The sequence below is a fragment of the Yoonia sp. 72 genome, from assembly GCF_034652275.1.
GTDB lineage: Bacteria > Pseudomonadota > Alphaproteobacteria > Rhodobacterales > Rhodobacteraceae > Yoonia.
This window is the reverse complement of the sequence record NZ_JAXIWG010000001.1, coordinates 1071422-1090992: the sequence shown is the minus strand read 5'-3', so window position 1 is coordinate 1090992 and position 19571 is coordinate 1071422. Positions and strand designations below refer to the sequence as shown.

At 61.1% G+C, this 19571-nt stretch carries 19 protein-coding genes; 9 read left to right on the top strand and 10 right to left on the bottom strand.

All coding sequences use genetic code 11. The annotated features are described in order from the left end of the window. Positions 1 to 62: 62 nt before the first annotated feature. From VCK47_RS05635 to VCK47_RS05625, 3 genes are read right to left on the bottom strand one after another with little or no spacing between them, the layout of a single operon-like run. Positions 63 to 821, bottom strand: coding sequence for a phosphate/phosphite/phosphonate ABC transporter substrate-binding protein (locus VCK47_RS05635; protein WP_322889733.1), 759 nt, complete (start codon positions 819 to 821; stop codon positions 63 to 65). Further along, on the bottom strand, positions 818 to 1255 hold the full coding sequence (locus tag VCK47_RS05630; RefSeq protein ID WP_322889732.1) for a TerB family tellurite resistance protein: 438 nt from the start codon (positions 1253 to 1255) through the stop codon (positions 818 to 820). The genes VCK47_RS05635 and VCK47_RS05630 overlap by 4 nt, the downstream gene beginning before the upstream one ends. Before the next feature lie 37 nt (positions 1256 to 1292). Next, complete coding sequence (locus VCK47_RS05625) at positions 1293 to 2081, bottom strand: 23S rRNA (adenine(2030)-N(6))-methyltransferase RlmJ (protein WP_322889731.1); 789 nt, start codon at positions 2079 to 2081, stop codon at positions 1293 to 1295. A 119-nt stretch (positions 2082 to 2200) separates the two neighbouring features. Between VCK47_RS05625 and VCK47_RS05620 the strand changes: the two genes are divergently transcribed. Next, positions 2201 to 2938, top strand: coding sequence for a MipA/OmpV family protein (locus VCK47_RS05620; RefSeq protein WP_322889730.1), 738 nt, complete (start codon positions 2201 to 2203; stop codon positions 2936 to 2938). Between the two features lie 79 nt (positions 2939 to 3017). After that, positions 3018 to 4247, top strand: coding sequence for a hypothetical protein (locus VCK47_RS05615; protein WP_322889729.1), 1230 nt, complete (start codon positions 3018 to 3020; stop codon positions 4245 to 4247). A gap of 8 nt (positions 4248 to 4255) precedes the next feature. On the opposite strand, the gene VCK47_RS05610 is transcribed toward VCK47_RS05615, so the two are convergent. The 3 genes from VCK47_RS05610 to VCK47_RS05600 form a co-directional block, all read right to left on the bottom strand. After that, entirely contained in the window at positions 4256 to 5899 is a 1644-nt protein-coding gene (locus VCK47_RS05610) for a CTP synthase (protein ID WP_322889728.1), read from the bottom strand. Positions 5900 to 6057: 158 nt separating this feature from the next. After that, complete coding sequence (gene secG / locus VCK47_RS05605; RefSeq protein WP_322889727.1) at positions 6058 to 6408, bottom strand: preprotein translocase subunit SecG; 351 nt, start codon at positions 6406 to 6408, stop codon at positions 6058 to 6060. A gap of 83 nt (positions 6409 to 6491) precedes the next feature. Continuing rightward, positions 6492 to 6890, bottom strand: coding sequence for a DUF6524 family protein (locus tag VCK47_RS05600; RefSeq protein ID WP_322889726.1), 399 nt, complete (start codon positions 6888 to 6890; stop codon positions 6492 to 6494). 134 nt (positions 6891 to 7024) lie between these two features. Between VCK47_RS05600 and VCK47_RS05595 the strand changes: the two genes are divergently transcribed. Then, positions 7025 to 8317, top strand: a complete 1293-nt coding sequence (locus VCK47_RS05595) for an adenylosuccinate synthase (RefSeq protein WP_322889725.1) — start codon at positions 7025 to 7027, stop codon at positions 8315 to 8317. Positions 8318 to 8322: 5 nt separating this feature from the next. Next, positions 8323 to 8544: a DUF2842 domain-containing protein gene (locus VCK47_RS05590; protein WP_322889724.1), complete on the top strand. Its 222-nt coding sequence runs from the start codon at positions 8323 to 8325 to the stop codon at positions 8542 to 8544. 274 nt (positions 8545 to 8818) lie between these two features. Here VCK47_RS05590 and VCK47_RS05585 read toward each other — a convergent pair whose 3' ends face one another. Both VCK47_RS05585 and VCK47_RS05580 read right to left on the bottom strand, forming a co-directional pair. Next, a complete protein-coding gene (locus VCK47_RS05585) occupies positions 8819 to 9637 on the bottom strand; it encodes a hypothetical protein (protein WP_322889723.1) in 819 nt (272 codons plus the stop codon). Positions 9638 to 9943: 306 nt separating this feature from the next. Next, on the bottom strand, positions 9944 to 11605 hold the full coding sequence (locus VCK47_RS05580; protein ID WP_322889722.1) for a hypothetical protein: 1662 nt from the start codon (positions 11603 to 11605) through the stop codon (positions 9944 to 9946). A 136-nt stretch (positions 11606 to 11741) separates the two neighbouring features. Between VCK47_RS05580 and VCK47_RS05575 the strand changes: the two genes are divergently transcribed. Next, positions 11742 to 12407, top strand: coding sequence for a thiamine diphosphokinase (locus VCK47_RS05575; RefSeq protein WP_322889721.1), 666 nt, complete (start codon positions 11742 to 11744; stop codon positions 12405 to 12407). Here the strand turns inward: VCK47_RS05575 and VCK47_RS05570 are convergent. Beyond that, positions 12349 to 13254: a DMT family transporter gene (locus tag VCK47_RS05570; RefSeq protein ID WP_322889720.1), complete on the bottom strand. Its 906-nt coding sequence runs from the start codon at positions 13252 to 13254 to the stop codon at positions 12349 to 12351. The two genes, VCK47_RS05575 and VCK47_RS05570, sit on opposite strands and share 59 nt — an antisense overlap. A gap of 85 nt (positions 13255 to 13339) precedes the next feature. Then, positions 13340 to 14713: an L-serine ammonia-lyase gene (locus tag VCK47_RS05565; protein WP_322889719.1), complete on the bottom strand. Its 1374-nt coding sequence runs from the start codon at positions 14711 to 14713 to the stop codon at positions 13340 to 13342. 161 nt (positions 14714 to 14874) lie between these two features. Between VCK47_RS05565 and rpiA the strand changes: the two genes are divergently transcribed. From rpiA to VCK47_RS05545, 4 genes are all read left to right on the top strand, one after another. Continuing rightward, positions 14875 to 15663 carry a ribose-5-phosphate isomerase RpiA gene (gene rpiA, locus VCK47_RS05560; protein ID WP_322889718.1) on the top strand — a complete coding sequence of 263 codons (789 nt, stop codon included), beginning with the start codon at positions 14875 to 14877 and terminating at the stop codon, positions 15661 to 15663. Between the two features lie 27 nt (positions 15664 to 15690). Further along, on the top strand, positions 15691 to 17127 hold the full coding sequence (gene gorA / locus VCK47_RS05555) for a glutathione-disulfide reductase (RefSeq protein ID WP_322889717.1): 1437 nt from the start codon (positions 15691 to 15693) through the stop codon (positions 17125 to 17127). 77 nt (positions 17128 to 17204) lie between these two features. Next, entirely contained in the window at positions 17205 to 18356 is a 1152-nt protein-coding gene (hflK, locus tag VCK47_RS05550) for an FtsH protease activity modulator HflK (protein WP_322889716.1), read from the top strand. Then, on the top strand, positions 18356 to 19309 hold the full coding sequence (locus VCK47_RS05545; protein WP_322889715.1) for a protease modulator HflC: 954 nt from the start codon (positions 18356 to 18358) through the stop codon (positions 19307 to 19309). Before hflK ends, VCK47_RS05545 begins: the two co-directional genes overlap by 1 nt. Positions 19310 to 19571: the final 262 nt, after the last annotated feature.

The following is a 19571-nucleotide window of genomic DNA, read 5'->3' as shown; positions in this document are numbered from 1 at the left end:
CGCCGCCGATTAGGCCCGCTTTTTGCGCCCATTGCAACGGTTTGGTGAAAGTTGACGATACGTCAGGCCCAAACCGCCTCTGGTTCGGGCGGCAGGGGGAAATCATAGGCCTCCGGCGAAAGCGGCACGATTCCGCGCAGGCCAAGCGTCTGTCGTTGGCTTTCCGGGAGAGTTGCGACGGCGGCCGTGATCGCGGCCAGATAGGGTGCGACATCCTGCCCCGCGCGGGTGATCAGCGTCATGCAGGGGCTGGCGGGCGTGGTGCCGATGACCTTGACCTGCCCTGTCAGCGGATCGTCCTGCCGCGCCATCCACCATGTCTGCGCGTCGATGGTCGCGAAATCGGCAGCACCCGTCGCCACGGCCTTGATGCTGGCGGCGTGGCTTCCCGTGATCATCGGGGCGGCAAACAGGAACCCCTGATCCGCCGCCCACTGCTGCGCCGCGCCATAGCCCGATTGCGACAGAAGCGCGCCCGCGGCCATGCGCCGACCGCGCAGATGGCGCAGGTCCGACAGGGCGCTGTCACGATGCACGATGAAAATCGAATTGTAATAGCCGGGCGGACAGCCTGGCAGTCCGTAATCCATCGCCGCGATCGGCGTGACACGGTCAAGGAACAGCGCGCGGTAAGGCAGGTTGCAGATCTGGCCCAGCACCAGATCTGGATGCGCCCAGCTTGCCTCGAAATCGATGTCCTCGTCCAAGGCGTCAGGCGCAGGCAGGCCGTGGTCGCGCAGGCCATCGCGGATCAGCGCCCAGAGGGCGTGATGCGCCGCCCTGTTGGCAGGGCGCAGATACATCGGCAGACTGGCAATCATGACGGCGTGACGCGCAACCGTGCCGCATTGCTGTCCTGATCGGTGATCCCCAGCAAGGACGCGGTCATCCGCATCATGCTGTCCTCGTGTTCGTCGCGTACGCCGTCGGCCAGCACGACCCGCCAGAGCGCCTCGATCACCGACAGGCGCTGTTCATAGACCACGGCATCCTTGATCGCGCGGGTAAAGCGGACGGTATCGGGAGCTTCGGCCTCCAGCGCTTCGCAATCGGCGCGCAACGCCGCGGCCTCGGGCTCGGTCAGGGCATAGCGGGACATCAGGGTCCGGTCGATCTGGGCCTTCTCGGATGGATCGTAACTGCCATCTGTGCGCGCGATGCGCACCAGAAGCGCGCCGAGCGCCAGACGCGCATCAGGGTCGGACAGGGGCTGCGGGGCGGGGGCGGACATGCGCCGGATCAGGTCTGCAAACATGGACCCCACATAAGACGTTTTGCTGCCGGAACAAACATCAATTCTGCATGAGGTGCTGGCAGAACAGCGCTGACAGGCGCGCGCCTTCTTCTTCCAGCCCATAAGGCGGGTTCACCACGAAAAGGCCGGACCCGACCATCCGGTGCCCGTCGCGGGCGGGGGGAAAGGCCACTTCGTGACGCAATCCTTCGGGGAATGCGTCCTGCAAAGCGCGCAGCATCGGGCGGTGCGGGCCGTCGGTCAGGACGGGATACCACAGCACCAGAACGCCCACGCCCCATTTGCGATGCACCTTGGCCAGCAGTGGCGGGATCGTGTCGTAATCCGACTTCACCTCGAAACTGGGATCGACCAGCAACAGCCCGCGGCGTGGATCGGGCGGGCAGAGCGACAGCGCCATCTCGAACCCGTCGCGCTGGCGGAACACGCCGCCGTAAGGGGCCATGGTTTCGGCTAGGGCCGCATATTCCTGCGGGTGCAGTTCCGCCAGATGGATGCTGTCGACAGGGCGCAGCATTTCGGCAGCAACGAGCGGCGATCCGGGATAGGCATCGCGGCCGTATTTCGCGCGGATACGTGCCAGCACAGCGCTGTAAGGATGATCCGGCGCAAACCAGTCGGCGGCAATGGCGATGCCCTTGGCGGCCTCTCCGGTCTTGAGGGCGGCGGCATCGGTCAGATCATAAAGCCCGCGTCCGGCATGGGTTTCCAGATAGGACAACGGTTTGTCCTTCTGCGTCAGATAGGCCAGCATCCACGCCAGCAAGCTGTGCTTGTGAACATCCGCGAGGTTTCCGGCGTGATAGCCGTGTTGATAGGACAGCATGATCTGAAACCTTTGGTTGGGCTGCTCCGTGCCTATCCTTGTGTGTCGATGGTGCCAAGTCACTTGCCCATGAGTTTTGTGACGCCATTTGCATCAGGCAAGAAGGATGAAGGACAGTTATGCGTGGTTTGATCATATTGGTACTTGGGTTCCCGTCTGCGGGGCTTGCGCAGGCGACGGACGATAGAAGCGTGGTCATCGGCCTTGGTGCGCAATCCGCCCCTGCCTATTTCGGCGCGGACAGCAACGAGACCGGCGTGACCGGACGGCTGACATTCGGTGAGACATCGGTGGGCAAGGTCGCGCTGGGCGACAGCGGTCTTTACAGCCTGGGGTTTGGTGGCTCATTGCGGTTCATCGGGGCGCGTGCGGCTGCTGATCATGCCGAATTGGCGGGACTCGCCGATATCGATGCCACGCTGGAACTGGGCGGTGCAGTGACGTTTTTTGCTCCGCAGTTCGAAGCCTTCACTGCGGTGCGCTATGGTTTTGGCGGCCATGAAGCCTTGGTGGCCGAAGTCGGCGGCGATCTTGTGTACCGCCCCGGCGACCGCTGGACAGTGCGGGGCGGCCCGCGCCTGTTGTGGGGTAGCGACGATTACGCGCAGACCTATTTCGGCGTCAGCGCGGCCGAGGCGGTGACCAGCAGTTTTGGTGCGTATGATGCAGGGGCGGGCATAATCAGCACGGGGATCGCGGCCGAGGTCAGCTATCAGGTCACAGCCGACTGGGGCGTGCTTGGCATCCTGCGCTATGACCAACTGCAGGGCGACGCCGCCGGCAGCCCCATCGTGCAAAGCAAGGACCAGACCAGCGTCAGTCTTATGGTCACGCGGCGGGTCAGTTTCGGGTTTTGAAGGGGCTAGCTGGCTGCGGGGGTTGTGCGCGCTGACCATCAGCGATTGCTTCGCGTGATCAATCACGGCATGTTCGGCGATGATACCTAAAGTTGTGGCGAAATCTGCGATGCAATCAGGGCTACGCCTTTTTATGACCTCCTGCGTTCTGAGCCTGTGGGGTTTCGCCGCTCTGCCACAGGCAGTGCAGGGTGCTGACGATCCCGCTCTGCGCGCGGCGGCCCTTGCTTGGCTGCACGCGGAGGAGTCGACTGACGCACTGGTTGCGCTTGCAACAATGGCGGCAGAGGGCAACTTGGCGGCAATGGGGTTGGTGAACACGATTGATCGCCGGTTTGGGCATATCGATTTTCCGGATATGAGTAGGGAAGAACGGCGGGCTTTGCTGCTCGCTGATCCGGGTCAACGTGCCTATTCCTTCAGTGTTTACCGTGACACAGCGACACGCGACCTCCTGAGTGAGGCACATCAACGCATGACCGATGCGACGACGCCAGAAGAGTGGATATCCGGCGCGCACATGCTGCTGGATGCAGGGTTCACCGAACCGCTTATCTACCAAACGCGGGGTTTGTCTGGCCTTTGGTCATCCCGACCTGAGATCGACGTTCCGGCGATGAAATTCATCGAAGGCCAGTTTAGGGATGACCCGACGATCCGGTCACATATGTGGCTTGCTCGCGGGCTGGACCATGCCGTGATTTCCAATCCTGACTACTCAGAACAGGAAAGAATCGAGGCATTGAGTACCGCGTGGGGTGACGAGCCATGGTCCCTTGACGTGGAGGATCAGTTCTTGAACGCACTGAACAATGGAGAATGGGCTGCATTGAAGACTGCGCCGCATATTTTTTCCATCGTTGGAAATATGGTCGAAGACTTCCTTCCTCCACCCGATCAAAACGTGCAGCGGATGATTGATCTTGTCAGGCCCATCGTGTTTGCCGCCCCGCGCGCCGAATTAGTCATCAGCGACGCCGACCTCGACGCTCTGGGATCATTTATCTTTGAAGATGCCGGACGGTCCTATGACCTTCAACCAATCTTGAACAGTTGCGCGATACATTGCGCAGACAGCGTGAACATCTGTATTGCGTCGGGCGCTTTGGGCCGGTTGGATCAGTTGATGCGCAACCAAGGCCGGTGGGAGCCTGTCATCACGCTAGAGGAATATGCATCGTCCGCCCGCGCAGCGCGGGAGCTTACCTATCGGTATGGAGAGCATCTGCACCCCGACGCAAGGCCAGAGACCATTTCGATGCCGCAATGCTACAAGGATGCGGCACTTGCTTTAGTGAACCCGCAGTAGGTTCCCCCTCACACCAGCCGCGACATCTCCACCGCAGCCCGCACGAAGTCCGCGAACAGCGGGTGCGGTGCAAAGGGTTTCGACTTCAGCTCGGGGTGAAACTGCACGCCGATGAACCACGGATGGTCCTTCCATTCCACGATCTCGGGCAGCTTGCCGTCAGGGGACATGCCCGAAAACAGCAGCCCGCCCGCCTCCAGCCGTTCGCGGTACTTGATATCGACCTCATAGCGGTGGCGGTGGCGTTCCTCGATCGTGGTGCTGCCATAGATCGCGGCAACGCGGGACCCTTCGGTCAGGGTCGCGCTGTAAGCCCCCAGACGCATCGTGCCGCCCTTGTCGTCATCGGTCTTGCGCGCGACCTTGTGATTGCCCTGCACCCATTCCTTGAGGTGATAGACCACAGGCTCGAACCGCTTTTCACCGGCTTCGTGGTCGAATTCCTCGGACCCGGCCTTGGCCAGACCCGCGACATTGCGCGCGGCCTCGATCACGGCCATCTGCATGCCCAGACAAATGCCCAGATAGGGGATTTTCTTTTCGCGGGCGAATTGTGCCGCCTTGATCTTGCCTTCGGTGCCGCGTTCGCCAAAACCGCCGGGGACCAGAATGGCGTGATAGCCTTCCAGATAGGGGGCGGCATCGGCGCGGTCGAAGAGTTCCGCATCGACCCATTCGATCTTGACCTTCACACGGTTGGCCATCCCGCCATGCGTCAGCGCCTCGGCAATCGATTTATAGGCATCTTCCAACTGGGTATACTTGCCGACGATGGCGATTTTCACATGACCTTCGGGGTTGTGGATACGGTCATAGACGTCATGCCACATCGCAAGGTTCGGGGCAGGGGCGGGCGAGATATCGAAGGCATCCAGCACCGCCTGATCCAGCCCCTGTTCGTGATAGGCAAGGGGCGCCTCGTAGATGGATTTCAGATCATAGGCCGCGACGACCGATTCCTTGCGCACGTTGCAGAACAGCGCGATCTTTTCGCGTTCCTTTTCGGGGATCGGATGTTCGGACCGGCAGACAAGGATATCGGGCGCGATGCCGATGGATTGCAATTCCTTGACGCTGTGCTGGGTCGGTTTGGTTTTGAGCTCGCCGCTGGCCGCCAGATAGGGCAGCAGGGTCAGATGCATGAAAATGCATTGCCCGCGTTTCTTGTCATGCGAAAACTGGCGGATCGCCTCGAAGAAGGGCAGGCCCTCGATATCGCCCACGGTGCCGCCGATTTCGCACAGCATGAAATCGACCTCATCCTCGCCGATCTTCAGGAATTCCTTGATCTCGTTGGTGACATGGGGGACGACCTGAATCGTCTTGCCCAGATAATCGCCACGCCGTTCTTTTTCGAGCACCGTGGAATAGATGCGCCCGGAACTGACCGAATCCGTTTGCCGCGCGGGCACGCCGGTAAAGCGTTCGTAATGGCCAAGGTCGAGGTCGGTTTCCGCGCCGTCATCGGTGACGAAAACTTCGCCATGCTCGAAGGGCGACATCGTGCCCGGATCGACGTTCAGGTAGGGGTCAAGCTTGCGCAGCCGCACCGAAAACCCGCGCGCTTGCAACAGCGCCCCGAGTGCCGCCGAGGCCAACCCCTTGCCCAAGGAAGACACAACGCCGCCGGTGATGAAAATGTAACGTGCCATAGGCGGCTGCCCCCGTGAAAAGTCCAGAAATAGTGGGAAAGCGACCCGTTAAAATCGCATCATCACGGGATTTGACCCATAGTGGATTCGGCGCAGAAGCGCAACCTCGTGACGCAAGATCCTGTTGCCGACCGTTGCAGGTCGGCCATAGATTGTGGTCAGTCGCCTGCCGGCAACAGCGGCTCTTCTGCCGGTGAGGGTGGCAGCAGGCTTTCGCCAAGGTCGGGAACGGAGACAGGTGCGCTCAGGTCGGCACCGCCCACGCGGTCGGCCACCGAAGATCCAGCCGTATTGCCCGCTGCGATCAGCGTCAGTGTGATCGAGGTGGCGATAAAGGCTGCCGCCAGCATCCAGGTGAATTTGCTTATGGCCGATGCAGGCGGGCGACTGTTCGCCGTGCTGCCACCGCCGCCCATGCCCAGCCCACCGCCTTCGGACCGCTGCAACAGCACGGTGCCGATCAGGCTAAGCGCCAGGATCAGGTGGATGATGAGGACGACGTTTTCCATTTCTTGCCTTTCGGGGCTAGCGCACTGGCGCGTATCTAAAAGCAGACAGCGCCCCCCGCAACCCCTGATGTCTTTTCACAGCGTCACGGTTCATCCACATCATCGACATCGGCCTGACCGCTGAGCCTGCGGCGTACGATGGACCAGCTTAGCCCGATGGCCAGCACCAGCGACAGGGTCAGGATGGCCAGCCATGTATTCACGGTCGGGTCCGACAGGCTGATCAGCCCTTGGTCGAACAGCACCCAGATGATCGTGCCGACTACGGCGGCGGTCAGCAGCATCCCGAACACGCCAATCGACCGCAGCGTCGCGCGCAGATAGATGATGTAGCCGATCAATAGGATCAGCCCCGCCAGCACCACCAGCGGCAATTCGGTTTCATAGCTGTCCATGCCCCAGCGGACAAAGTTCCACGCGGTCGGGTTATAGGTCAGCGCCAGCAGGCCGAACGCGAATATCCAGCGGATGATGAAACCCATGGTTGGCCTTTCTTTTGTCCGCCGCGACCATGCCGCCCGCGCCCCGCGCTGTCCAGCGTCCCCGCGCAACTTTCCGGTTTCGCGCCTGCGCCCGCATCGCTATAGGGGGCAGCGGATCAGCAAAGGACAAATCAATGGCAAATGTGGTGGTCGTCGGGGCCCAGTGGGGCGATGAAGGCAAAGGCAAGATCGTGGACTGGCTGTCCGAACGCGCCGATGTCATCGCGCGCTTTCAGGGCGGGCATAACGCGGGCCATACGCTGGTGATCGACGGGACCGTCTACAAACTGCATGCGCTGCCTTCGGGTGTGGTGCGGGCGGGAAAGCTCAGCGTGATCGGCAACGGCGTGGTGCTGGACCCCTGGCACCTGCTTAAAGAAATCGAGACGCTGCGTGCCCAAGGTGTCGAGATTACGCCCGATACGCTGATGGTCGCCGAGAATACCCCGCTGATCCTGCCGTTCCATGGCGAACTCGACCGCGCACGTGAAAACCAGAATTCCGTCGCCAAGATTGGCACCACCGGGCGCGGCATCGGCCCATGTTACGAGGACAAGGTCGGCCGCCGCGTGATCCGCGTGGCTGATCTGGCCGATAACGCGACGCTGGAACTGCGGCTGGACCGCGCGCTGGTGCATCACGATGCGCTGCGTCGTGGGCTTGGCCTCGATCCTATCGACCGCGATGCGGTGCTGGCGCAACTGCGCGAGATAGCACCTTTGCTGCTGCCCTATGCCAAACCCGTCTGGAAGGTGCTGAATGAAAAGCGCAAGGCAGGCAAACGCATCCTGTTCGAAGGCGCGCAGGGCGCGCTGCTCGACATCGATTTCGGCACCTATCCCTATGTGACATCGTCGAACGTTATCGCAGGGCAGGCCGCGACAGGCGTCGGCATGGGGCCGGGGGCGATCGATTTCGTGCTGGGGATCGTCAAGGCCTATACCACCCGCGTCGGCGAAGGGCCGTTCCCGACCGAACTGCTGGATGCCGATGGTGACCGTCTGGGCACGCGCGGCCATGAATTCGGCACGACGACAGGGCGCAAGCGCCGCTGCGGCTGGTTTGACGCCTGCCTGTTGCGTCAGACCTGTGCGACTTCGGGCGTCAACGGCATCGCGCTGACAAAACTCGACGTGCTGGACGGGTTCGAGGTGCTGAAAATCTGCGTGGGCTACGAACTTGACGGCGAACGTCTGGACTATCTGCCTACCGCTGCCGACCAACAGGCCCGCTGCACCCCGATCTACGAGGAAATCGAAGGCTGGTCGCAATCGACCGAAGGCGCGCGGTCCTGGGCCGACCTGCCCGCGCAGGCGATCAAATACGTCCGCCGCATCGAAGAGTTGATCGATTGCCCGGTCGCCCTAGTTTCCACCTCACCAGAGCGCGAGGACACAATCCTCGTGACCGATCCTTTCGCTGATTGAGGCCGATGACCTACAAGACCCGCAAACGACTTGCCCTTCTGGTGCTGGTGATCGGCCTGCCGATTTACATGATCGTCGCGGTGACGATCATGAGCCAGGCAAACCGCTTTCCGCTGGTGCTGGAGTTTCTGACCTATGTGGTGCTGGGCATCGGCTGGGTGTTCCCGCTGAAACGGATCTTCGTCGGGATCGGCCAGCCCGACCCTGATGCACGTGACGGGAAATAAATAGGCGATGTGCGTCCCAGCGCTTTGCTGTAGATGATGCCCTTGGGAGAAACATCTTGCCATTGCGAAGCGATGTCGCGCGGATTGTATCAACAAAGAACCCAGGGAACGCTTTTCACTTGATGTCCGCTATGCGGGACTTAGCGCCATTTCGCTGCTACTGCGCCAAAGGCGGCTTTGGGGAACCCGTCAACAAATAGTCGTTTTTGGAGCACACTGTGGTGCGGAACGGATTTCGGCCTCAGACATGGCGGTTCAAGTTAAATGCGCAGGATCAAATAGTATCTGCGCATTTAGTCCGAATGAAATCCCGTGCTTCCGGGAATGCATGCAAGTCTATGCGACTAGGTTTCACATATTCTAAATTTCTTAGATCAACGGGCCTTTCCTGAAGCCAGTATGGGATATCTACAATGATCTCATCGTCTTGCCACGTGAAACCACCAAACTGGGTCCGCAGGCCAAAGTCCGCTCCGTCAACTCCCGACATTTCCGTCTGAAATATCGGCTTGCCACGATAAAGCGCCATGAAAATGCGATCTGTGGAAACGCAACCGGCTTTGGCTTGTAGACGGCCCTTCAGCTTTGTGCCTTTTATCGTTTCTTCACCAATAATATATGGATAGATGTAAGCAGATTTTCTAAATCTCTCACAACCAGCCAAGATCACGTCACGCGGCAATTCAGAATAGTCGACGGCTTGTGAGAGTGCGCGTTCTATCAGCTTGATGAAGAACTCCCCCAAGCTTTGATCATCTAATGGAACCGCCAAAATCTCAGCTACCGGACAATAGATATCGACGATCAGGTCCCAGCGCTCACCTTTGCGGTAATATTCTGGCTCCTTACGCGGATCATTAGTGAGGTTGATGTGAAGTTCGGTAATCCTTGGATCAACGGTGACCACTTTCGCAGACATTAATGCGAGTGAAATATAGCCCAACAGGCCCCTAGCTCGTAACACTTTTTTATGTGGTTCAAGGAACCTCTCTCTTTTTGCTGAGTGGTTCGAATAATCAGGACCAACCATATAGGCATCAAACATCGACGAAATGACTTCAATACGAACGCTATGAAAATGTTTCCTCGGCATGGCCGCCCAATTTCCTTTTCATCTCGCCGACTGGGGCAAGCTTCCCGCTCTCGCTCAACCGTCAGTTTGAAGCCATACTTGCGCCAGTGGCAAGCGAAGTGCGCGCATCTATGCGACCCCATTCAAAATCCAAACAGTCTTTAAAGGTTTTGGCAGTCCTTTGACAGCAGACATCCATGCATCGCGCAGCATCAGGCGCTTTGGGCTCAAAACGGACAGTGTGCCCCGCGCTGCGATTTGCTCACTCGTCCAATTTCATGCAAAAGGCGGGGTTCACCCCCGCCTTCTGTCAATCTGCGATCCGCGTCAACCGCGCGCGGACAGATCGTCAGGCCGGAACCGCGTGCCCGGTGCGACCTGAAAACGGCCGTTGTCCAGTTTGATGATCCGGTTCTGCCGCAAGAGCCGCCCGAAACAGCGCAGCCCGTCTTCGCGCGAGATTTCCTCGTTGGTCAATGTCTGCACCAGTTTCATGACCTGTGGCCGCGAGAAATCCTCTTCCTCCAGCAAATAGGTGATATAGGCGGCCCCTGCCTCGATCATGTCCTCAAGGTCGGTCGCGGCATATTCGTCGGCGAATTCGGCAAACCCCATGGTGCGCGGCGCCGTCGTATCGACCTTGGCCGCGATCTGGCGCAGGCGCTGGGAGGCCGGATCGACCGGCGTATCCGTGCGCTGGGACGCGACCAGACGCAGTGTGGTCACAGGCCGTGGCGTGACCACAGGCGGTGTGATGTCCGCGCTCTCATCCTCGGCATCTGCTGGATCGAGCGCGTCGGTCAGGTCGTCCTCGTCATCCGGCTGTTCCGCAAAGGCATCGGAGCGGTCAGCCTCGGCCTCGAATTCGCCCAGATCGTGGCGATAGACAGCACTGGGGCGGCGCTTGGGGCCGCCATCGTCGCCCAGAAGGCGCGCAGCTTCGGTCGCAGCGACCGCTGCCTTTAGCTGTGCAAAGGCATCCTGCTGGCGGCGGTGTTCGGGCTGGTTCAGTTCTGCATCGGTGTGCGACAGAATCCGGCTGACGGCGGCATCGGCGGTGCGCGACAATTCGTTGCGTTTGTTGCGATCCTCGATCACGCGCTCGACCTCGGCGACCTCTTCGTGCAGGTCAAGTCCTTCATTGGCGACAAGATTTGCCAGATGCAGGTCTTCGTCGTCCTCGTCCTCGTCCTCGTCCAGAAACGGATGTTCCGGCTCGGCCCCGATCGCCACGTCCTGCTCGGTGTCTGGCGTCATATCCTCGTCATGCGGCAAAAACGTCTCGGCGTCGTCGCCATCAAGGGCGGCCAGATCGGCCTCGTCCTGCGCGTCGAACTCATCCCAGCGATCAACCTCGTCCTGCGTCAGAGGGACACCGGCCTCGATTGCGGCAAGTTCGGAATTGCGCTTGGCCAGTTCCGCCAAACGCTGTGCCAGCGGATTGACCCCGCCGCGCGGCGCGATGCTGTCGTCGTCGGCCAGATCTTCGGCATAGCTGTCGGCGGGTTCTGTCACATGGCCACGCCCCACAACAGCGCGGATGCGCTCAAGCTTGGCTGCAACGCTATCTTCGTCGAAGCGGGCGTCCGGCGCGTCTTGGTCGGCATCGCCTTCCGCCAGATCATCTGCGGCGTCCGCATCTTGCAGATCAGCCAAATCCTCGTCTGTCTCGTCATAATCCAGTGTTGGTTCTGGCTCTGGCGAATCCGATTGCGGCGCCTGTGCGTCCGCACCTTCGCGCAGGCGCAAGCGCAGCTTGCCTTCATCCATCCCCGCATCCACTGCGCCGCCCGATTGCGCGCCCGTCAAAAGCGCCAGTTCGTCCATATCGGGCGCAAGCAGGGCCGTGTTCAAAAACCGCTCATGGCCCGCCAGTTCGTGGAAATAGCCCACGACCTGCTTCATCGTCTCGACGCTGTCGTCAAAGCCTTCAAGACGGCAAGAGAACGTGCCATAGGTCACATCGAGGATCTTGGTCTGTTCGGTCATGGGTGTTGTCTTTCGTCGTTGGTTCGCAACTGTCAGGTGGTGTGCAGCGGTCTGGTGTCAGGATCACCGTGCTCCTGCATCAGGATCAGATTGTGACCGTTTTGGGGAATGTTTGTGAAGTGGGGCGTATATGATCATGCAACAAAGCATTGTTTCCAGCAACAGCGCAATCTGTCTTGTCGGGGGGGCGCCGGTAACGGATGGAGTCTTTGCTGCGGTTGCGCCTTTTGTCACGGGCTTTGTGGGCGTGGACGGCGGGGCCGACCATCTGCTGGTGCGCGGGATCGCGCCGATGGCCGTGATCGGCGATTTCGACAGTCTCACGGCGCAGGCCCGCGCCACATTTGCGGACTGTCTGTGGCATATCCCCGAACAGGAAACGACCGATTTCGAAAAGGCGCTGACCCGCGTTGATGCCCCGCGCATCATGGCGCTGGGTTTCACCGGTGGGCGGCTGGATCACACGCTTGCGGTTCTCAACGTGATGGCGCGGATGCCCGACAGAGGCGTCTTTCTGGTCGATGCCGACGATGTGTCCTACATGGCGCCGCAGGGCGACAGTGCCATTGATCTGCCTGCAGGTACGCGGGTGTCGCTGATGCCGCTGGGCGATGTGCGCGCATCCGCCGCAGGCGTAGCCTGGCCCTTTAGCCACTGGGCGCTGCACCCCGTCGGGCGCACCAGTTCGTCAAACATGGCGACAGGCGGAACGGTGCGGATCACGGCGCAAGGCCCGCTTCTGGTCACGCTGCCGCAGGCGCATCTGAATGCTGTCGTGACAGGCGGCGTTCGCGCAGGATGATGTAAAGCCCCGCCGCCACGGTGACACAGATCCCGACAGCGGCCAGCCCGTTGGGCAGATCGGAAAAGATCAGCCAGCCAAAGGCGGTGCCTACGGGAATCTCAAGATACTGCATCGGCGCAAGGGTCGAGGCGGGGGCAAAGCGCAGGCTCCACGTCATGAACAGATGCGCCAGCGTGCCGATCACGCCCAAGGCCACCAGCAAACCCCAGCTCGTCGCATCCAGTGCAACATCGCCGCGCGTGGCGGGCACCAGCACCAGAACAGGCCCCAGCAAAAGCACGGCCTGCACCCCGCTGATCGCCTGCAACCGGATAGGGTCCAGTGCGCGGGCGACACGGCGCGTCACCATCATGAACAACGCGAACACGACCGCCACCCCCAGCGGCAGCAGCGCAGGCGCGCCCACATCGACGAAATTGGGCTGGATCACCAACAATGTGCCGCCAAAACCCACTGCACAGGCCGCCATGCGATGGCGGCCGACCTCTTCGCCCATAAAGAAATGCCCGAGGATCAGCATGATAAACGGCATCACAAAGGCAATCGCCAGCGCATCGGCCAATGGCAGATAGCGCAGCGCCGAAAACATCAGCCCGATCCCTGCGATATGCAATGCCGTGCGCAGCAGCGTCAGCCCCAGCAGACCGCGCGGCAGCCGCAGGCTTTGCCCGCCCGCCCAGACCAGTGGGACAAGCATCACGGTCTGTATCGCGAAACGCGCGAACAGCAACGCACCCAGCGCCACGACCCCGCCCAAAATCTTGGCCACGCTGTCGCCCAAGGGGGCCAGCACGCAAAAAGCAAGCATCAGAAGGATACCCAGAAAGGGCCGGTCAGGGGTCATGGTCTCAGGCTAGCCCGCGTCCGCTGGCAAGACAACGCATCATCGTTCGAGCCCAAATATCCCCGCGCGGCGCGCTCCCCAATTGCTAGCAATTGGGGACATTCACGGCCAGCCCACCCAGCGCCGTTTCCTTGTATTTCTCGGACATATCGGCCCCTGTCTGGCGCATCGTCTCGATCGCGACATCAAGTGCGACCAGATGCTGGCCATCGCCGCGCAAAGCCAGTGACGCTGCCGACACCGCCTTGATCGCGCCCAGCCCGTTGCGTTCGATGCAGGGCACCTGCACCAGCCCCTTGACCGGATCGCAGGTCATGCCAAGGTGATGCTCCAGCGCGATTTCCGCCGCGTTTTCCACTTGTTCCGGCGTGCCCCCCAGCACGGCGGCCAACCCTGCAGCGGCCATCGCGGCCGCACTGCCGACCTCGGCCTGACAGCCGCATTCGGCCCCCGAGATCGAGGCGTTGGTCTTGATCAACCCGCCCACGGCCGCCGCCGTCAGCAGGAAATCCCCCACGCGCGATGGCGCTGCCCCCGGCACATGGTCGAGCCAATAGCGGATCGTGGCAGGCACGACGCCGGCGGCACCATTGGTGGGGGCCGTCACAACCTGCCCGCCGGCGGCGTTTTCCTCGTTCACGGCCATCGCATAGGTGGACATGTAATCGTTGATCGTATGGGGTGCTGTCATGTTCAGCCCGCGTTCGGCCATCAGGGCCGCATAAATCCCCTTGGCCCGCCTGCGCACGAACAATCCCCCCGGCAGGATGCCGTCGGTCGCCAGTCCGCGGTCGATGCAGGCGGTCATCACCTCCCAGATCCGCGCAAGGCCACGGTCAAGATCGGCGGCGGACATGCGCGTCAACTCGTTGGCACGTTTCATTGCAGCGATGCTCTTGCCGCTTGCCTGCGCCATCTGCAACATCTCGGCGGCGGTGCGGAACGGATAGGGGACGGCGGGGCCGGTGTCGGTATCGCGCCCTGCGGCCAGTTCGTCAGCGGTCAGAACAAAACCGCCGCCGATGGAGTAATAGGTGACCTGCGTGATGACATCGCCCTGCGCATCGGTCCCCGACAGGATCAGGCCGTTGGCATGGCCGGGCAGGGCAGGGCCGTAGTCGAACAGCAGATCGGCGGAGGGATCAAACCGCAGCACGCCCAGACCGTCGGGGGCGATGGTGCGCTCGGCCTTGATGCGGGCCAGTTCCGCCTCGGCGCGTGTCGCGTCGTAATCGTCCGCGCGCATGCCCGCCAGCCCAAGGATCACCGCGCGGTCCGTCGCATGGCCGACGCCTGTAAAGGCTAGTGATCCATGCAGCGATGCGCGCAGCCCTGCGACGCTGAACGGCAAGGCGCGCAGGTGGTCGAGGAACCGTGCGGCCGCGACCATCGGGCCGATCGTATGCGATGATGACGGCCCGATGCCGACCTTGAACATATCGAAGACGGACAGGAACATCGCGGCACCTTTGCTGGGGTCGCATCTTGCTAGCGGTTTTCGCGCACGCGCCATCCCCCAAAAGCGACAGCCGCCCTGCGGGTTGCGGCAGCGGGGCATTTGTGGTCTCGCACCCCGGCTGCAAACTGCTTATAAGAGCGCAACAAAACCGGAGGCGTGCCATGACCATCGAACTGTCCCCTATCGACACGGCCAAATTCGTCGCGGCCAAACAGGCGACCGAATATGTGCAATCGGGCATGAAGGTCGGTCTGGGCACCGGGTCCACCGCCGCATGGCTGGTGCAATGTCTTGGCGAAATGGTGCGCGATCACGGCTTGCAGATCAAGGGCGTGCCGACCTCCACCCGCACAGCGAAACTCGCTCGTGACGTCGGCATCGAGATCATTACGCTGGATGAGGCGAAATGGTTGGATCTGACCATCGACGGGACCGACGAATACGACGACGATCTGACCCTGATCAAAGGCGGCGGCGGCGCGCACCTACGCGAAAAGGTCGTGGCGACTGCCAGCGACCGGATGATCGTAATCGCCGATGCCTCCAAGAAAGTGGCGACACTGGGGGCCTTTCCATTGCCGGTCGAGGTGCTGCCATTCGGGATGCAGACCACGCTTGGCCTGATCGAGGAAACGCTGATCGGCGCCGATGTGCTGGGCCGCGATGTGATCCAGCGGATGCAGGGCGATGCCCCCTATGTCACGGATGAAGGCAATTTCATCCTTGATCTCCACCTCAAGCGGATCGGCAATCCGCGCCAGCTTGCGATGGTGCTGAACCAGATCCCAGGCGTCGTGGAAAACGGATTGTTTATCGACATCTGCGATGTTGTGATCGTCGGCCACGGCAACGGTAAGGTAGAAGTGCGTGACATCACCAACGACACCAGCGACGTGGTGCAATTCGATGTGCAGGACGATGACAACCTATTCGCCGATCTGGCGACCTGACAGACTGCACCGACCCAAGGACCAAACATGACTTTTGACTATGATCTTTTTGTAATCGGCGGCGGCTCCGGCGGTGTCAGGGCGGCGCGTGTGGCGGCCGCGACCGGCGCCAAGGTAGCCTTGGCCGAGGAATTCCGCATGGGTGGCACCTGTGTCATCCGTGGATGCGTGCCCAAAAAGCTGATGGTTTTCGCCTCGACCTATGCCGAAATGTTCGACGATGCCCGCGCCTATGGCTGGGACGTGACAGATGGGCCGTTCGACTGGCCAAAGTTCCGCACGCATCTGCACAAGGAACTCGACCGGCTCGAAGGGATATATCGCAAACTGCTGGACACTTCCGGCGTCGAAATCTGCGATGCCCGCGCCAGCCTGAAGGATGCACATACCGTCGCGCTGTCCACGGGCCGGACGGTGACGGCAAAACATATCCTGATCGCTACGGGTGGCAGACCTGTCGTGCCGGACCTTCCGGGAGCGGAACTGGGGATTACCTCGAACGACATCTTTCTGCTGGACGACTTGCCGAAATCGATCCTGATCATCGGCGGCGGCTATATCGCGTCGGAATTCGCGGGCATCCTGAACGGGCTGGGCGTGAAGGTGACGCAATTCTATCGCGGTGCGCAGATCCTGCGCGGCTTTGACGACGAAGCGCGCGGTCTGGTCGCCGAAGGGATGCGCGAAAAAGGCGTGAACCTGCATCTGGGCACCAATATCGTCGAAATGCGCGCCGCCACCGAAGACGACCTGAAAGACAACGGGATGAGCGCGCCTGTCGAACAGGGCAAACCCGTCTCGGCCCCGTCGGGCAAACCCGCCAAAGGCATCTGGGTCAAGGCCACCAATGGCACAGAAGCGATCTATGATCAGGTCATGTTCGCCACCGGTCGCGCGCCCAATACCGAAAACATGGGTTTGCAGGATGCAGGCGTCCAGATCGGGCGGCGCGGCGAGATTGTGGTCGATGACTATAGCCAGACCGGCGTGCCGTCGATCTATGCGATCGGTGATGTGACCAACCGCGTGCAACTGACGCCCGTGGCGATCCGCGAAGGCATGGCTTTCGTCGAAACCGTATTCAAGGGCAACCCGACCAAGGTCGATCACACGCTGATCCCCTCGGCCATCTTTACCCAGCCGGAAATGGGCACCATCGGCCTGACCGAAGAAGCCGCGCGCGAGATCGAGCCGGTCGAGATTTACTGCACCTCGTTCAAACCGATGAACCATGCCTTTGCCGGCCGGACGGATCGTGTCATGATGAAACTGGTCGTCAGCCGCGAAACCCGCAAGGTTCTGGGCTGTCATATCGTCGCAGACCATGCGGGCGAAATGATCCAGCTTGCTGCGATTGCGATCAAGATGGGCGCTACAAAAGAGGACTTTGACCGCACAGTCGCTGTCCATCCGACCATGGCCGAAGAACTGGTGACAATGAAGGACCCCGTCCGCAGCGCTTGAATTTGCGCCCGTAGGACACACATGTCGAACAACAACCCGGCACGCCGGGACAGACCGAAAGGAAGCATAGGGAAACGATGGCAGGAAATTCAGGAGGCCCGTGGGGGGGTGGCGGCAACAATGGCGGGAACGGCGACGATGACCGCAATCGTGGCGGCGGGCGCAGGCCCGGCAATGACGGACCCAACATCCCCGAAATCGACGATTTGGTGAACAAGGGCCGCGAACAATTGCGCGTCCTGATGGGTGGCGGCGGGCGCGGTGGCCCGCGCGGTCCGGGCGGCGAAGGTGGCGGTCAAGGGCCGCAACTGACACGCGGCACTGTGGGGCTGGGCATTCTTGGTCTGGTAGCGCTGTGGCTGTTTGCCTCGTTCTACACGGTGCGTCCCGAAGAGCGGTCCGTCGAACTGTTTCTCGGCAGCTATTACAAAACCGGCGAACCCGGTCTGAATTTCGCGCCTTGGCCCGTGGTCACCCGCGAAGTGTTGGCCGTGTCGACCGAACGGACGATCGATGTTGGCGCAAATGCTGCACGCCGTGACCCCGGCCTGATGCTGACTGGTGACGAGAACATCGTCGACATCGATTTCCAGATCGTCTGGAACATCATCGACCCGCAACTCTACCTGTTCAGCCTTGCCGATCCGCCACAGACGATTGCGGCCGTGTCGGAATCGGCCATGCGCGAAATTATCTCTCAGTCGCAGCTTGCGCCCATTCTGAACCGTGACCGTGGCGCGATTGCCGAGCGTTTGCGCGATGATATCCAGGCGTCGCTCGACAGCTTTGAGTCAGGCGTGAACATCATCCGCGTCAACTTTGACAAGGCCGACCCGCCAGAGCCCGTTATCGCGGCCTTCCGGCAGGTGCAGGACGCCCGTCAGGAACGTGACCGTCTGCAGAACGTGGCAGACGCCTATGCAAACCGTGTTGTTGCCGAAGCGCGCGGTCAGTCCGCACAGGTTCTCGAACAGGCTGAAGGTTACCGCGCCCGTGTCGTGAACGAAGCCTTGGGTGAAGCCAGCCGGTTCTCGGCAATCCTTGCGGAATATCTCGAAGCGCCCGACGTGACGCGCAAGCGGATCTATCTTGAAACGCTGGAAGGCGTGCTGCGTGACGTCGACATCATCATGATGGACGAAAGCGCCGCTGGCAGCCAAGGTGTCGTGCCTTATCTGCCTCTGAACGAAATGCGACGCACCCCCGTCGCGACCGGAGGTAACAACTGATGCGGAAAACAGCTCTTCTCATTCCCGCGTTCGTGGTCATCATCGGCTTGGCGCTATCGTCGGTCTTCATCGTGGACGAGCGCGAAAAGGCGCTGGTGCTGCAGTTCGGCCAGATCGTCAGCGTCAAGGAAGAACCCGGTCTGGGCTTCAAGATTCCTCTGATCCAGGAAGTCGTCAAATACGACGACCGTATCCTCAGCCGCGATCTTGAACCCATCGAAGTCACGCCTGCCGACGATCGTCGTCTGGTTGTGGATGCCTTCGCGCGGTTCCGTATCGCGGATGTGGAACAGTTCCGCCGCGCTGTTGGTGCCGGTGGCCTGCCTGCCGCATCCCAGCGTCTGGACAGCATCCTGCGGGCCGGCACCCGCGAGGTTCTGGGCTCGGTGTCCTCCAACGACATCCTGTCCACCGACCGTGCCGCGCTGATGCTGCGCATCCGCAACGGCGCGATCACAGAGGCGCGTGCTTTGGGGTTGCAGGTGCTTGACGTTCGCCTGAAGCGGACTGACCTGCCCGAGGCCAACCTCAACGCGACCTACGAGCGGATGAAGGCAGAACGCGAACGCGAAGCGGCCGACGAAATCGCCCGTGGCCGTGAAGCGGCACAGCGGATTCAGGCACAGGCCGACCGGACTGTGATCGAACTGGTGTCCGAGGCCGAACGCGAAGCCCAGGTCATCCAGGGTGAGGCCGACGCGCTGCGCAACGAAATCTTTGCGACAGCCTTTGGCGAGGACCCGGAATTCTTTGAATTCTACCGGTCAATGACCGCCTACCAGCGCGCTTTGCAGGGCGGGAACACGATGATGGTGATGTCGCCTGAAAGCGAGTTCTTCAACTACCTGCGGTCGGCGCAAGGGGCATCATCGCTGCGCTCTACCGGCAATGGCGAAACAGGGGCTGCCACGCAGACCTTGCCGCCGGTCGAGGATGAAGCCGCACTGCGCTGATCCATCCGGCTCGAAAAGCAACGCAAAGGCCGGCCTTCGGGTCGGCCTTTTGCATCGTATCACTTGGCAGTGAGGGGGATTGTGCTGTCCAACTGATGCGCTAACTTGATCTTAGATTTATTGCAGGACAACGGTTCTGCTTACCCCTGAGGAGATGATCCGTGAAAGCCAAGGCAGTCGCTATCCAAAAAGACCTCCATCACCTGCGCCGCACGGCGGTCGGATTCGTCAGTGCGATTTTATTGGCGGTGTCGTTCCTTGT

Bases quoted from the DNA above. Each gene is read 5' to 3' on its own strand.
- VCK47_RS05590 (WP_322889724.1), top strand. From the start codon at position 8,323: ATGACCTACAAGACCCGCAAACGACTTGCCCTTCTGGTGCTGGTGATC.
- VCK47_RS05615 (WP_322889729.1), top strand. From the start codon at position 3,018: ATGATACCTAAAGTTGTGGCGAAATCTGCGATGCAATCAGGGCTACGC.
- secG (WP_322889727.1), bottom strand. From the start codon at position 6,408: ATGGAAAACGTCGTCCTCATCATCCACCTGATCCTGGCGCTTAGCCTG.
- VCK47_RS05545 (WP_322889715.1), top strand. From the start codon at position 18,356: ATGCGGAAAACAGCTCTTCTCATTCCCGCGTTCGTGGTCATCATCGGC.
- VCK47_RS05630 (WP_322889732.1), bottom strand. From the start codon at position 1,255: ATGTTTGCAGACCTGATCCGGCGCATGTCCGCCCCCGCCCCGCAGCCC.
- VCK47_RS05620 (WP_322889730.1), top strand. From the start codon at position 2,201: ATGCGTGGTTTGATCATATTGGTACTTGGGTTCCCGTCTGCGGGGCTT.
- VCK47_RS05585 (WP_322889723.1), bottom strand. From the start codon at position 9,637: ATGCCGAGGAAACATTTTCATAGCGTTCGTATTGAAGTCATTTCGTCG.
- VCK47_RS05610 (WP_322889728.1), bottom strand. From the start codon at position 5,899: ATGGCACGTTACATTTTCATCACCGGCGGCGTTGTGTCTTCCTTGGGC.
- gorA (WP_322889717.1), top strand. From the start codon at position 15,691: ATGACTTTTGACTATGATCTTTTTGTAATCGGCGGCGGCTCCGGCGGT.
- hflK (WP_322889716.1), top strand. From the start codon at position 17,205: ATGGCAGGAAATTCAGGAGGCCCGTGGGGGGGTGGCGGCAACAATGGC.
- VCK47_RS05625 (WP_322889731.1), bottom strand. From the start codon at position 2,081: ATGCTGTCCTATCAACACGGCTATCACGCCGGAAACCTCGCGGATGTT.
- VCK47_RS05575 (WP_322889721.1), top strand. From the start codon at position 11,742: ATGCAACAAAGCATTGTTTCCAGCAACAGCGCAATCTGTCTTGTCGGG.
- VCK47_RS05570 (WP_322889720.1), bottom strand. From the start codon at position 13,254: ATGACCCCTGACCGGCCCTTTCTGGGTATCCTTCTGATGCTTGCTTTT.
- VCK47_RS05580 (WP_322889722.1), bottom strand. From the start codon at position 11,605: ATGACCGAACAGACCAAGATCCTCGATGTGACCTATGGCACGTTCTCT.
- VCK47_RS05595 (WP_322889725.1), top strand. From the start codon at position 7,025: ATGGCAAATGTGGTGGTCGTCGGGGCCCAGTGGGGCGATGAAGGCAAA.
- VCK47_RS05600 (WP_322889726.1), bottom strand. From the start codon at position 6,890: ATGGGTTTCATCATCCGCTGGATATTCGCGTTCGGCCTGCTGGCGCTG.
- VCK47_RS05635 (WP_322889733.1), bottom strand. From the start codon at position 821: ATGATTGCCAGTCTGCCGATGTATCTGCGCCCTGCCAACAGGGCGGCG.
- VCK47_RS05565 (WP_322889719.1), bottom strand. From the start codon at position 14,713: ATGTTCCTGTCCGTCTTCGATATGTTCAAGGTCGGCATCGGGCCGTCA.
- rpiA (WP_322889718.1), top strand. From the start codon at position 14,875: ATGACCATCGAACTGTCCCCTATCGACACGGCCAAATTCGTCGCGGCC.